Below are 14,075 nucleotides of genomic sequence, written 5' to 3'. Positions count from 1 at the left end.
TTTTTCACCCCTTGGATAGGATTAACCTGTCCATTTGGGTGGAGGAGTTTTTTTATTGGTTTTTTTAGCCATTGTTGCCCTTTTGGTTATTTTTCAAGAGCAACAATTGATGCGCTAAATTTCATTTTCCAAATAAAGGTTCGAAGTTAAAGGAGGAATGAAAATGAAGGCCAGTTGGGTGGCTGAGAAAAAATCAGTCGAAACTTCATTAGTCTCTGGTGCTGAACTATTTATTCAAGGGTTGCAGGATGAGAAAGTAGAAGTTCTGTTTGGTTATCCAGGAGGTGCTGTACTTCCAATCTATGATGCCCTCTACAAATCAGAGATGAAGCATGTTCTCACAAGGCATGAACAAGGAGCTATTCATGCCGCACAAGGCTATGCAAGAGTAACAGGAAAACCAGGCGTTGTGTTAGCAACATCAGGGCCAGGTGCTACTAACCTTGTTACAGGTATAGCGGATGCGATGATCGATTCCATTCCTCTTGTTATCTTCACGGGGCAGGTAGCGACAACTGTGATCGGAACGGATGCTTTTCAAGAAGCGGACATCGTCGGGATCACAATGCCGATTACAAAACATAATTATCAAGTTCAGCGAGCAGAAGATCTGCCGAGAATTATGAAAGAAGCCTTTCATATAGCGAACACCGGAAGAAAGGGACCTGTTTTAATCGATATACCGAAAGATGTTGCCGTTAAAACAGCTGAATTAAAAGAGGTTGCGGGTATTCACCTTCCGGGTTACCAACCAACATTAAAACCCAATATTCTTCAAGTTAAAAGATTGAATGAAGCCTTGTTGCAAGCGAAGAGACCTGTCCTCTTAACAGGTGCGGGAGTACTGGCGGCAGGTGCTGAAAAAGAGTTGGTCGCATTCGCGGAATATCACCAGATACCGGTTGCTCAAACCCTTTTAGGTCTTGGGGGATTTCCAGCTGAACACCCGCTTTGCTTGGGAATGGCGGGAATGCATGGAACATATGCGAGCAACATGGCACTTTATGACTGCGATCTGTTAATAGGCGTTGGGGCTAGGTTTGATGACAGGTTAACCGGAAATCTGGATCATTTTGCTAAAAAAGCGGTGGTTGCACATATTGATATTGATCCAGCAGAAATTGGAAAAAATGTTCCAACTGAAATTCCTATCGTGGGGTGTGCGAAAGAAACACTTTCCGCATTAAACCAGACGAAAGGTGATAAAGGAGACTATAACGAGTGGGTTATTCAACTAACGAAGCACAAGACTGAATTTCCACTTACGTACAAGACAAATGAATCAGAATTAAAACCACAGCGGTTAATGCAGATTCTTCATGATGTTACGAAAGGAGAAGCCATCGTTTCAACTGATGTAGGACAGCACCAAATGTGGGCAGCTCAATATTATACGTTTTTAGAATCGAACAGATGGATAACGTCTGGTGGACTTGGAACGATGGGATTTGGATTTCCTGCAGCGATCGGAGCGAAAGTTGGAAAGCCGGATCTCCCGGTAATAGCAGTTGTAGGAGATGGCGGTTTTCAGATGACGCTTCAAGAACTCGGAGTTCTTCAAGATTGGGAGCTTCCTGTCATCGTAGTCATTGTGAACAATAAATCTCTCGGGATGGTAAGACAGTGGCAAGAAATATTTTATGAAAAACGATTCTCTCACTCTCTGCTTGATATTCAACCTGACTTTATCAAGCTAGCATCAGCTTACGGAATTGATGGGAAACGTGCTGAAACAGAAGATGATGTAAGAGAAGCTCTAACGCTAGCTCTTGCATCCAAAAAACCATTTGTTCTCGATTGTGTTGTTACTGCTGATGAGAATGTCTATCCGATGATCGCTCCTGGAAAAGGATTACATGAAATGATTGGAGTGAGAGGATGAGACGTATCATTTCAGCAACGGTTTTAAACGAAAGTGGTGTATTGAATCGTTTGACCGGATTGCTGACAAAACGCCAATTCAACATAGAGAACATTACGGTTGGACATACAGAAGATCCAGCCGTTTCAAAAGTAACATTAACGGTTTGGGTAGAAGATGATCGCAAAGCTGAACAACTTGTTAAACAGCTTCATAAGCAGATTAATATTTTAAAAGTTCGTGATCTGACAAACATGGCCCTGGTTTCAAGAGAACTTGCGCTTATCAAAGTTCTAACAACACCTGATACGCGCAGCGAGATCAAAATGCTGATCGAGCCGTTTCGAGCAACCGTCCTTGATGTTTCACTCGAGAACGTAACGCTTGAAGTTACGGGAGACGGTGAAAAGATCGATGCATTGATCGAATTGCTGCGACCATACGGAATTAAAGAGATTTCAAGGACTGGTGTTACAGCTATACCTCGAGGAACACAAAAGAAAGTACTTGAGCTTCACCCCTATTCTATTATGTAAAGGAGAATGATGATAATGGCAAAAGTATATTACGAAAACGATCTTTCTAACGATGTATTAAAGAATAAGAAGGTAGCAGTAGTAGGTTATGGTTCTCAAGGGCATGCTCATGCATTGAACCTAAAGGATAGCGGCTATGATGTTGTAGTTGGTGTTCGCGAAGGTCGTTCTTTTGATGAAGCAGTTAGAGATGGATTTGAGGTATATCCTGTTCGTGAAGCGGCTAGGCTTGCGGAAGTCGTAATGGTTCTATTACCAGATGAAAGGCAACCTGAAGTTTACAAAAATGAAATTTTACCTGAACTGTCTCCAGGAAATGCACTCGTTTTTGCTCACGGGTTCAATGTTCACTATCACCAAGTAGTACCACCTCAAGATGTGGATGTATTCTTAGTTGCTCCTAAAGGTCCTGGTCATCTTGTTAGACGTACATTTGAATCAGGTGAAGGAGTTCCAGCGCTTTTTGCGGTATACCAAGATGCTACAGGCACTGCTCGTGAAACTGCACTTAGTTATGCTAAAGGAATTGGTTCTGCTAGAGCTGGAGTGCTCGAAACGACTTTCCAAGAAGAAACGGAAACAGATCTTTTTGGTGAACAGGCTGTGTTATGTGGTGGATTATCTTCACTTGTGAAAGCTGGATTTGAAACACTAACAGAAGCTGGCTATCAGCCAGAAGTTGCCTATTTTGAATGTTTACATGAATTGAAGTTAATCGTTGACCTCATGTATGAAGGTGGTCTAGAGGGGATGAGGTATTCAATCTCAGATACAGCTCAATGGGGAGATTTTCAATCAGGACCACGTGTCATTGATGAAAGAGTGAAAGAATCAATGAAATCAGTTCTGAAAGATGTTCAATCCGGAGAGTTTGCTAAGGGTTGGATCCTAGAGAATCAAGCAAATCGACCTGTGTTCCATGTTGTGAACAATCAAGAGAAGAACCATCCTATTGAAAAAGTAGGGAGGGAACTTCGAGCAATGATGCCGTTCGTGAAATCAAAACAAAAAAAGGAGGCCGTTGCTAGTGCGGAAAATTGAGATCTTTGATACGACTTTGCGTGATGGAGAACAAACAGCAGGGGTCAATCTAAACACGGCAGAAAAAATTGAGATCGCCAAAAGACTAGAATTGCTAGGTGTAGATGTTATGGAAGCTGGATTTCCGGCTGCATCCAAGGGTGATCTTGAGGCTGTGAAAAAAGTAGCTTCTATTGTAAAGAATTCAACGGTTACAGCTTTGGCACGATCGAACACTTCAGATATTGATTATGCATGGGAAGCTCTAAAAGATTCTGCTGAACCAAGGCTGCACGTTTTTCTGGCAACATCGCCCATTCATATGACATACAAGTTAAAGAAAACACCTGACCAAGTCGTAGAGACGGCGGTTGGTGCAGTCAAATATGCACGACAAAAGTTCCCTGTCGTGCAATGGTCTGCAGAAGACGCATGTCGGTCAGATCTCGTATTTTTATCGCGCATTGTTGAGAAAGTAATCGATGCTGGTGCAACGGTTATCAACATACCAGACACAGTAGGTTTTACGAATCCCGAGGAATACGGAAAGATCTTTCGTTACCTATTAAACCATGTACCAAACATCGAGAAAGCTATTCTCTCTGCTCACTGCCACGATGATTTAGGGATGGCTGTTGCTAATTCTTTATCAGCAATCGAGCATGGAGCGAATCAGGTTGAATGTACGATTAATGGAATTGGTGAAAGAGCAGGAAACGCCTCGCTAGAAGAGATAGCGGTAGCATTAGCAATTCGGGAAGACTTTTATCAGGCGAAAACCCATTTGAAGCTAAATGAGATAAGCCGCACGAGTCAGCTTGTAAGCAGGTTAACAGGTATTGCTGTCCCGCCGAATAAGGCAGTTGTCGGAAAGAATGCTTTTGCACATGAGTCAGGTATACATCAAGATGGTGTGTTAAAAGAAAAATCAACATATGAGATCATCACACCTGAGCTTGTTGGTGTTCCTTCCAATCAACTCGTGCTTGGAAAACACTCAGGGCGTCACGCGTTTAAAGATTATTTGCATAAATTAGGTTTTCATCCAGATGAGAACAAAGTTAAAGTTCTTTTTGAAGATTTTAAACAGTTAGCTGATAAGAAAAAAGAGATGACAGAGGAAGATATCTTTGCCTTACTCATCGATCATAAAATACAACCTGAAGTGCCTTTGTATCAGCTGAAAGACATTCAAGTGAACTATGGTACGAATCAGATTCCAACTGCAACATTAAGACTGTTGACTCCAGATGGAAAACTGATTCAAGATGCAGCAACTGGTTCAGGCAGTGTCGAAGCCATCTACAATACACTTGGAAAGATGCTTCCCTCTTCAATCAAGCTGAATGATTATAGAATTCAATCAGTGGGAGCAGGGCGTGATGCTCTTGCTCAAGTGTTTGTTCAAATCGTTAGTGATGGTCATGAGATCAACGGAAGCGGAACGGCACAAGATGTTTTGGAAGCATCAGCTAAAGCTTATGTTCACGCCTATAATAAACTTCAGCTTCAAGATGAAAAGAAGAGCTATGAAGCGATGAGCATCTAAATTTAGGAGGGATGTTAGATGAAAAAGAGAATAGCAGTTTTACCAGGAGACGGGATTGGTCCAGAAGTGATCAAGGGTGCTTTACAAGTATTAGATGGTGTAGCAACGCGGTTTGGTCATGAATTTGAGACGATTGAACAACTATTTGGAGGTGCTGCTATTGACCAGGAAGGTAATCCACTTCCAGATTCCACGCTAAAAGCTTGCAAAGACAGCGATGCTGTACTGCTAGGTGCGGTTGGTGGACCAAAGTGGGATCAAGGGAATGTTCGACCAGAACAAGGATTGCTAGCTTTGAGAAAAGCGATGAACGTATATGCAAATGTAAGGCCTGTTCACGTTTATCCTGGACTTGAACATCTATCACCTCTTAAATCGAATAAGGTAAAAGGTGCTGACTTTGTATTTGTTCGCGAACTGACCGGTGGGATTTATTTTTCAGAGCCGAAAGAACGGAATGGAAAACGTGCGGTTGATACGTTGTCATATACAAGAGAAGAGATTACAAGAATCGTTGAAAAAGCGTTTGAGTTAGCTTCTTCTCGAAGAAGAAAAGTAACATCCGTTGATAAAGCAAACGTTCTTGAAACGAGCAAATTGTGGAGAGAAATCGTAGAGGGTGTAGCTAAAAAATATCCAAACGTTGAAAAGGAACACTTGCTGGTAGATTATGCTGCCATGCGGATGATCAGTAATCCTACAAGTTTTGATGTAGTCGTTACTGAAAATATGTTTGGCGATATTCTGTCAGACGAAGCCTCTGTTCTTACAGGTTCTTTAGGCATGATGCCTTCTGCTTCTCTAAGTGAAAACGGTCCTGGTCTATATGAGCCAATACATGGTTCAGCACCTGATATCGCTGGAAGTGGCAAAGCAAATCCGATCGGTATGATCCTAAGTGTCGCGATGATGCTTCGTCATTCGTTCCAGCTTGAAAAAGAAGCGGAAGCAATTGAACTTGCCGTTTTTGAAACGCTGCAGGCAGGTTATCGTACAGGGGATATCTTTGGAGAAAGCGAGACTCTAGTAACTACAAAAGAAATGGTCAATCAAATACATTTTAGATTGTTGGAAGATTCAACGAGTGCAACTCTTCTAGAGGTTTATGTGTAGGGAGGTAGATTTTTTGTGAGTAAAACAATCATAGATAAACTTTGGGAAAGCCATATTGTCGTAGAAGAAGATAATAAACCAGATCTCCTCTACATTGACCTCCACCTCATTCATGAAGTGACTTCGCCTCAAGCGTTTGCGGGTCTGAGAGAAAAGAATAGAACCGTCAGACGGCCTGATCTATGTTTTGCCACGATGGATCATAATATTCCGACGGTCGATCGATTCAATATAAAGGACGAAACATCACGTTTACAAGTGCAAACTCTTGAAAAAAACTGCACAGAATTTGGTATTCAACTAGAGGGATTGAACTCTGAACAACAAGGGATCGTTCATGTAATTGGGCCTGAGCTAGGTTTGACTCTACCTGGGAAAACCATTGTATGTGGAGATAGTCACACATCCACACATGGTGCTTTCGGAGCACTCTCTTTTGGGATCGGCACAAGCGAAGTTGAACATGTTCTTGCTACACAAACGCTGTGGCAGAACAAACCAAAACAGATGAACGTTAAGATTGAAGGAGAGTTAGGGTTTGGTGTTACAGCGAAAGACGTCATCTTATGGTTCATCGCGAAATATGGGACAAATGTTGGTACTGGTCATATTATTGAATTTTCTGGTAGCACGGTTAGAAAATTTTCGATGGAAGAACGAATGACTCTTTGTAACATGTCGATAGAGGCTGGAGCAAAAGCATCGGTCGTTTCTCCTGATGAAGTTACTTTTTCATATATATCAGGTAGGTGTTATGCTCCAAAGAATCAAGAATTTCTGGAAAGTTGTAAGAGATGGAGTGAGCTTGCGAGTGATGAAAACGCTAGATTTGATCAAACGATCGAGATTGATGCTTCAGAGATCGAACCGATGGTCACGTGGGGGACGACGCCATCCATGTGTTTGCCGATCAGTGGAGTGATTCCTTCAGAGGAAAGCTCTTCCTCTATAGAAGAGAAGCAATCGTTACTAAATGCACTCCAATATATGGGTTTTAAAGGAAATGAAAAAGTAGAGAATATCCCTGTTCAGCACGTTTTTATTGGTTCTTGTACTAATTCAAGGCTTAGTGACCTACTCCAAGCTTCTAAAGTTGTTGAAGGCAGAAATGTACACCCAGAAGTCCGTGCAATTGTAGTTCCAGGATCACAAGCTGTGAAAAAAGAAGCTGAGAACATAGGGTTGCATCAAATTTTTATAGACGCTGGATTCGAGTGGCGTGAGTCGGGATGTTCGATGTGTTTAGGAATGAATGACGACATTGTTCCAGAGGGAGAAAGATGTGCATCTACCTCAAACCGTAATTTTGCTGGAAGGCAAGGAAAAGGTGCGAGGACACACTTGGTTAGTCCAATCATGGCAGCTGCAGCAGCTTTAGAAGGGAAATTCACTGATGTTCGTTCCATACTTCCTAAAAAAGAACAGGAGGTAGATCGTTATGCCGGGGTTTAAAACACATTCAGGCAGTGCTGCAGTTTTAGAAAGAGACCATGTAGATACAGATCAGATCATTCCAAAACAATTTTTGAAAAAAATTGATAAAGCAGGATATGGTGAGTTTTTGTTCTTTGATTGGAGATATCACTCTAATGGAACAGAAAATAAAGATTTTGAACTTAATTCACCAGAAACAAAAGAAGCTTCAATATTAGTTACCGGTAAAAATTTTGGTTGTGGATCTTCAAGAGAGCATGCTCCTTGGGCTTTAAAGGATTATGGGTTTCAAGTGATCATAGCCGAAAGTTTTGCTGATATCTTCTTTAATAATTGTGTGAAAAATGGCATCTTACCAATCAGGCTCTCAAAAGATGAAATTCGACACCTGCAGAGAGAGAGGTCTGGAAGCCTCATACAAACGTTAAGAGTAGACCTTGAGCATCAACATGTAGAAAACGAAACGGGAGAAATCTTTCATTTTGAATTTGATCCGTATTGGAAAAAGATGCTTCTCAATGGATGGGACGAAATATCAGTAACTCTTCAACAAGAGTCGTTCATAAAAAAATATGAAGATGAAAGGATCGTGAACTGACAATGGGGATTTAACAATCACAGCTGAACGTTTATTTCACGCTTTGGAGGAAGTCTCAAAAATCGCGCACCGTACTCCACTCAAACAGTCCACAACTCTAAACAAATGGACCGGTGGAAACGTGTATATGAAGCTAGAAAATCTACAGAAAACGGGTTCGTTTAAATTGAGAGGAGCTTATTACAAAGTTTCAACACTAAACGAACTAGACTGCGCGAGAGGTGTGATCGCAGCATCGGCTGGCAACCATGCACAAGGATTAGCACTTTCCTGTTCACTGCGTGGAATAAATTCTAAAATTTTCATGCCTGAAAATGCACCGCTTTCCAAGATAGACGCCGTAAAATCGTATGGAGCAGATATCGTTTTAGAGGGTGATAATTATCAGGCAGCATATGAAGCTGCAAAAAGGGAAGAAGAGAACAACGGGGGAGTCTTTGTTCATCCTTTTGATGATTATGATGTGATTGCAGGACAAAGCACCGTAGCTCTTGAGATGCTGCAACAAAAACCGGAATTAAAAACGATTGTTGTACCAGTAGGAGGCGGAGGGCTATTGGCTGGTATTGCTCTCGCGGTAAAGTCGATCAGACCAGATGTGCGAGTAGTTGGCGTGCAATCGGCGAATGCCAGTGCCGTATATCAAGCCTTTAAAGGTACATCTAGAAAAACGACAACTCGCTGTACATCGATCGCGGATGGGATCGCGGTTGTTAAGCCTGGAGAGATTACTGTTCCTGTGATTTCAAAATATGTTGACGAAATGGTCACCGTGACAGAAGAGCAAATCGCATACGCCATGATGTTTATGCTCGAACGTGAAAAGGTGGTCGTAGAGGGTGCAGGTGCTGCTAGTTTAGCTGCAGTGATGTTCCATAGCAGTCTTGCGCTCGATCAAAAAGTTGGGCTCATCATCAGTGGCGGGAATGTAGACCCCGTTAAATGGTCATTGTATAAAGGGATGGCCGATAAGGTGAACTTGAAAAGAATTAGTTAGTAAAGAGGCTTGCTTAGAAGAGATATCTTTGAGCGAGCCTTTGTTTATTTTTAACAAATACATAAGCGGCAAAAGGTACCCAAAATAGCTTTTAGTGAAGAGACTTAGCATGTACACACAATGTGTTAGTTTTGATTTAGGTTTGTAACTTCTTAGTTATCTTGAGTTCATCAGGCGAAACTGCTATTCTTTAGTCAAACATTAATGGAAGCGGAGAGTTGTGATGACTAACGAAAAGAACAACAAAAACAATATCGTTCGGTTTCCTAACTTAAATGGGCGTCTTTTAGAAAAAGGAATGGATTCTTTAAAAAGTAAAAAATACGATGAATCCTTATCGTGTTTTGAACAATTGCTTCATGCAGACCCAATGCATTCACAAGGTAATCTTGGGCTTGTTTTGAGTTTGGTTGAATTAGGCAGATTACATGAAGCCAAACAGAGATGCGACCGTATGCTTAAAGAAGGGATCGGTGAATATTATGATGTACTTCAAATCTACTTAAGCATATTAGTTCAGTTATCAGAATACATAACCGTTGTTTCGGTGATTGAAGCTGTTCTTGAAGAGCAGAAGATTCCCGCAGACAAAGCCGAAACATTTTATCAACTTCTACAGTTTAGTCGTAAGGTAATCGAGCAGGAAGGTGTTCCAGAAGTGAAGAAAGACCCTGAACTTCCAACAACACCACCGGCTAATCCTGACTTTCAAGCGTTAAAAGAGATGCTTGAAAGCGATCAGGCAGACTCGCAGTGGATGGCTGTACAACAGTTAAAGCGCCTCGGTCCTGACATGATTGTTCCGATGTTTGAGTCTTTTTTAATAGATGAAAAAAAACATCCGGCTGTAAAAAGTTTAATTCTCCAATATCTTAAAGAAAATCAGTTAGACAAAATTGTAAAGATCGAGAAATATGGACAATTCACTGAAGTTGACATCGCGAAGCTTACGGATCTAAATGATGATTTCTTTTATAATGAAGTAAAATCTTTGATTAAAGACGAACTCGAACAAGAGAATCCATCACTACTCGAGATCGCACTTGCCGTGTGGAAGGATTATTCACTCGCTTTATACCCGTTTTTACCAACTCCAGAGAATAAGATTCTTTGGTTTGAAGCCACTGTTATAGCAGCGAATATTTTATGTGGGATGGAAGAAGAAACGGATCAAGAAGATGAAGAATTACAAAGAGCAGTAAAGGTTCTCGTCGAATTGGAAAGATTTTATATGCAGACTTAATGAGAAAGTGATGTAACTTGTTGAAATACAGAACGTCTATGCTATAATGGAATGGTTGTAATCTATATGATAGTTATGGAAATACCGATGTTGGAGGGAACATTTAATGACTGCTAAATGGGAAAAGTTAGAAGGTAATCAAGGTGTCTTAACGGTAGAAGTTGAGGCAACTGAAGTAGATACAGCGCTTGATCAAGCGTTCAAAAAAGTTGTAAAGCAAGTTAACGTACCAGGATTCCGTAAAGGGAAAATGCCGCGTAGACTTTTTGAACAACGTTTTGGAGTAGAGTCTCTTTACCAAGACGCTCTAGATATCCTATTGCCAAAAGCATATGGAGACGCTGTACAAGAAGCTGGTATCGAGCCGGTCGATCGTCCAGAAGTTGACATCGAAAAAATGGAACAAGGAAGCAACCTTGTTTTCACAGCTAAAGTAATCGTTAAACCAGAAGTTAAACTTGGTGATTACAAAGGTCTTGAAGTTGAAAAGACTGAAACTGAAGTTACAGATGAGGATGTTCAAAACGAACTTACTTCTCTACAAGAGCAACAAGCTGAACTTGTTGTCAAAGAAGAAGGAACAGTTGAGAATGGCGATACTGTAAACATCGACTTTGAAGGATTCGTTGATGGCGAAGCTTTCGAGGGTGGAAAAGCTGAGAACTATTCTCTTGAAATCGGATCTGGATCTTTCATCCCTGGTTTCGAAGAGCAATTAGTTGGTGAAAAAGCTGGTGCTGAAAAAGAAGTAAACGTAAACTTCCCTGAAGAGTACCATGCTGAAGAGCTAGCTGGTAAGCCTGCTGTTTTCAAAGTAAGCATTCACGATATCAAAGCTAAACAACTTCCAGAGCTTAATGACGAGTTCGCTAAAGAAGCTGAAGGCGATGCTGAAACTTTAGAAGATCTTAAAAAAGAACTTCGCACAAAGCTTGAAGAGAGCAAAAAGCAAGAAGCTGAAAACAAAACTCGTGAAACAGTAATCGAAAAAGCTTCTGAAAATGCAGAAATCGATATCCCTGAAGCAATGGTTAACACAGAGCTTGACCGCATGGTTCAAGAATTTGGCCAACGTCTTCAAATGCAAGGTATGAACCTTGACCTTTACTACCAGTTCTCAGGTACAAGCGAAGAAGCACTTCGTGAGCAAATGAAAGAAGATGCTGGAAAACGTGTTCGTACTAACTTAGTACTTGAAGCAATCGTTGAAGCTGAAAACATCGAAGTTTCTGAAGAAGAAATCGATGCAGAACTTAGCAAGATGGCTGAAATGTACCAAATGGAAGTAGAACAAATCAAGCAAATGCTTGCTATGCAAGGCGGAAATGATGCAGTAGCAGCTGACTTGAAAGTACGTAAAGCAATCGACTTTCTTGTGGAAAACAGCAAAACTGCTTAATCCAAATAATTAAATAAGTTCATAAACTAAAGCAAGGCGCGATCCTTATATATCGTGCCTTGTTTTGCCATACATATTAAATTCCTATTAAAATACACATCCTATCTGAAAAATAGGTTTTAAATCTTGTGGTATTGTTCATACTTATATAGAGCGTTACCATACATATTTATTAAGCGTTATTATTTCCGTTTTATTATGGAAGTGTGATACAATCCATTATAATCAACGGAATGCTTAAGTCGTAGAAAAGATAATTAGACTTTCCTTCAGAATATATCTGGATTTTAGTCAAGCGTTTCATCCATATTCTCGTTTTAGGGGTGATATCATTGTTTAAATTTAATGATGAAAAAGGGCAATTGAAATGTTCTTTCTGTGGTAAAACACAAGATCAAGTAAGAAAACTGGTTGCTGGACCAGGTGTATATATTTGTGATGAGTGTATTGAACTCTGTACTGAAATCGTAGAAGAAGAATTAGGTACTGAAGAGGATGTAGAACTAAAAGAAGTACCAAAACCAGTGGAAATTCGTAAAATTCTTGACGAGTATGTAATCGGTCAAGCTCAGGCTAAGAAATCCCTTTCTGTAGCCGTTTACAATCATTACAAACGTATTAATTCAACTCAAAAATCAGATGAAGTAGAATTAGCTAAAAGTAATATCGCAATGATCGGACCAACAGGAAGTGGTAAGACACTACTTGCTCAAACGTTGGCTCGTATCTTAAATGTACCTTTTGCTATAGCAGATGCTACATCTTTAACAGAAGCTGGATATGTTGGTGAGGATGTAGAAAACATTCTCCTCAAATTGATTCAATCTGCAGATTATGATGTAGAAAAGGCGGAAAAAGGAATCATCTATATTGATGAGATTGATAAGATTGCACGTAAATCTGAAAATCCTTCTATCACAAGAGATGTTTCCGGTGAAGGCGTTCAGCAAGCTCTTCTTAAAATCCTTGAAGGTACAGTAGCTAGTGTGCCGCCACAAGGAGGAAGAAAGCATCCTCATCAAGAATTCATTCAAATTGACACTACTAATATTCTGTTCATTTGTGGTGGAGCCTTTGATGGTATCGAACAAATCATTAAACGCAGACTTGGTAAGAAAGTGATTGGATTCAGTTCTGAAACGAAACAAGCTGACTTAAAAGCGGGAGAATACTTGTCTAAAGTTCTTCCTGAAGATTTACTTCGCTTTGGTTTGATTCCAGAATTTATCGGTCGTTTACCGGTTATTTCAAACTTAAACCCTCTTGATGAGGAAGCGTTGGTTGAAATCTTAACAAAACCGAAGAACGCACTTGTAAAACAATATCAGAAGTTATTGGATATTGACGGTGTAGAGCTAGAATTTACCGATGAAGCTCTTCGAGAAATTTCTGCTCAAGCCATCGAACGTAAAACAGGAGCCCGTGGACTTCGTTCAATCATTGAAGGAGTTATGCTTGATGTAATGTTTGAGCTGCCTTCTCGTGAAGATGTTGTTAAATGTATCGTAACGAAAGAAACGATCTCTGATAAAGTACCACCAACTCTCGAGTTAGAAGACGGTACGGTTATTGAACAATCAAAAGAGACTCCAAAAGAGAGTGCTTAATTTGAGGCCAGCTTATGCTGGTCTTTTTTGTTGTTTAGGAAATTAAAAAAACTAGACCTGTGATAGTTGATACGTAAAATGTTCGTATCATTTTGGGGAGAACGAGTATGAGTAAAAAGTACAAAAGTGGTGTTATTAAATTAATTCAAATCCATTCGCGTATCTGGATGGCAAGACGATATTTAAGAGATCCTACCAATTCTGCAGGGAAAGGAAAGCAGGGAGTGGATGTATTGGAGTCCGCGCTTTCTCATGCGCACATCGTTGATTCCTGCACAAGAACATCACTCGCTAGGCGCTTTCGTTTAATGGTCGTCGATGATACGGAAGTCATCTTTGCAGGGATGGAAAGATAAAGCTGGCAAGCGTTGAAGGCGAAACCGCGGCCATTTATTAAAGTTTTTATTGAGTTTTTTTATTACGATTTGGCACTGGCTAAAATTACGGATAAACATTCCGCACTGAAGATGAATGATGAAGATATTAAGAGCGTATTGATGAAGTTAAGGTATTAAAAAGATAGGACTGACCCCAAAAAGCACTTCACGTGATCTTTGGAGGGTCAGCACTATTTCATTTCATAGTCAGATTGCGTGTGAGCTGATCCCTATGAGTCAAAGTATGATGTCTATGGGTCGTAACTAAACACCTATGAGTCAAACGAAGACTTCTATGGGTCAAAAAGAGAGGTCTATGAGTCAAATCATAATCTATGGGT

12 protein-coding genes and 1 other annotated feature (1 of these 13 only partly in view) are annotated in these 14,075 nt (G+C 40.5%); all 12 genes read left to right on the top strand.

All coding sequences use genetic code 11. The features are described 5' to 3' along the window. Positions 1-15, top strand: a binding site (T-box leader); it begins 248 nt to the left of the window's first position. A gap of 148 nt (positions 16-163) precedes the next feature. The 12 genes from ilvB (at position 164) to P4V41_RS00070 (ending at position 13,713) form a co-directional block, all read left to right on the top strand. Continuing rightward, on the top strand, positions 164-1,882 hold the full coding sequence (ilvB, locus tag P4V41_RS00125; RefSeq protein ID WP_328082832.1) for an acetolactate synthase large subunit: 1,719 nt from the start codon (positions 164-166) through the stop codon (positions 1,880-1,882). Continuing rightward, positions 1,879-2,397 (top strand): acetolactate synthase small subunit, encoded by a 519-nt coding sequence (gene ilvN, locus P4V41_RS00120; protein ID WP_066396617.1) that lies wholly within the window; start codon positions 1,879-1,881, stop codon positions 2,395-2,397. Before ilvB ends, ilvN begins: the two co-directional genes overlap by 4 nt. 15 nt (positions 2,398-2,412) lie before the next feature. Then, entirely contained in the window at positions 2,413-3,438 is a 1,026-nt protein-coding gene (gene ilvC, locus P4V41_RS00115) for a ketol-acid reductoisomerase (RefSeq protein ID WP_328082830.1), read from the top strand. Next, entirely contained in the window at positions 3,425-4,966 is a 1,542-nt protein-coding gene (locus P4V41_RS00110; RefSeq protein ID WP_328082829.1) for a 2-isopropylmalate synthase, read from the top strand. The genes ilvC and P4V41_RS00110 overlap by 14 nt, the downstream gene beginning before the upstream one ends. Positions 4,967-4,984: 18 nt before the next feature. Beyond that, positions 4,985-6,079 carry a 3-isopropylmalate dehydrogenase gene (gene leuB / locus P4V41_RS00105; protein ID WP_328082828.1) on the top strand — a complete coding sequence of 365 codons (1,095 nt, stop codon included), beginning with the start codon at positions 4,985-4,987 and terminating at the stop codon, positions 6,077-6,079. A gap of 15 nt (positions 6,080-6,094) precedes the next feature. Next, entirely contained in the window at positions 6,095-7,531 is a 1,437-nt protein-coding gene (leuC, locus tag P4V41_RS00100) for a 3-isopropylmalate dehydratase large subunit (RefSeq protein WP_328082827.1), read from the top strand. Beyond that, a complete protein-coding gene (leuD, locus tag P4V41_RS00095; RefSeq protein WP_328082825.1) occupies positions 7,518-8,111 on the top strand; it encodes a 3-isopropylmalate dehydratase small subunit in 594 nt (197 codons plus the stop codon). The genes leuC and leuD overlap by 14 nt, the downstream gene beginning before the upstream one ends. A gap of 43 nt (positions 8,112-8,154) precedes the next feature. Beyond that, complete coding sequence (gene ilvA / locus P4V41_RS00090) at positions 8,155-9,108, top strand: threonine ammonia-lyase (RefSeq protein WP_328082824.1); 954 nt, start codon at positions 8,155-8,157, stop codon at positions 9,106-9,108. A 223-nt stretch (positions 9,109-9,331) separates the two neighbouring features. Continuing rightward, the gene (locus P4V41_RS00085; protein ID WP_328082823.1) at positions 9,332-10,351 is read left to right on the top strand and encodes a hypothetical protein; all 1,020 of its coding nucleotides are present in this window, start codon (positions 9,332-9,334) and stop codon (positions 10,349-10,351) included. 106 nt (positions 10,352-10,457) lie between these two features. Beyond that, the gene (tig, locus tag P4V41_RS00080) at positions 10,458-11,750 is read left to right on the top strand and encodes a trigger factor (RefSeq protein WP_137788726.1); all 1,293 of its coding nucleotides are present in this window, start codon (positions 10,458-10,460) and stop codon (positions 11,748-11,750) included. 332 nt (positions 11,751-12,082) lie between these two features. After that, a complete protein-coding gene (clpX, locus tag P4V41_RS00075; protein ID WP_328082820.1) occupies positions 12,083-13,357 on the top strand; it encodes an ATP-dependent protease ATP-binding subunit ClpX in 1,275 nt (424 codons plus the stop codon). 107 nt (positions 13,358-13,464) lie between these two features. Then, positions 13,465-13,713: a hypothetical protein gene (locus P4V41_RS00070; protein ID WP_328082819.1), complete on the top strand. Its 249-nt coding sequence runs from the start codon at positions 13,465-13,467 to the stop codon at positions 13,711-13,713. Positions 13,714-14,075: the final 362 nt, after the last annotated feature.

It is taken from the genome of Fictibacillus nanhaiensis (assembly GCF_036213205.1).
Classification (GTDB): domain Bacteria; phylum Bacillota; class Bacilli; order Bacillales; family Fictibacillaceae; genus Fictibacillus; species Fictibacillus nanhaiensis_E.
Note: the sequence above shows the minus strand (reverse complement) of the source record. Positions and strands in the feature narration are given on the sequence as shown.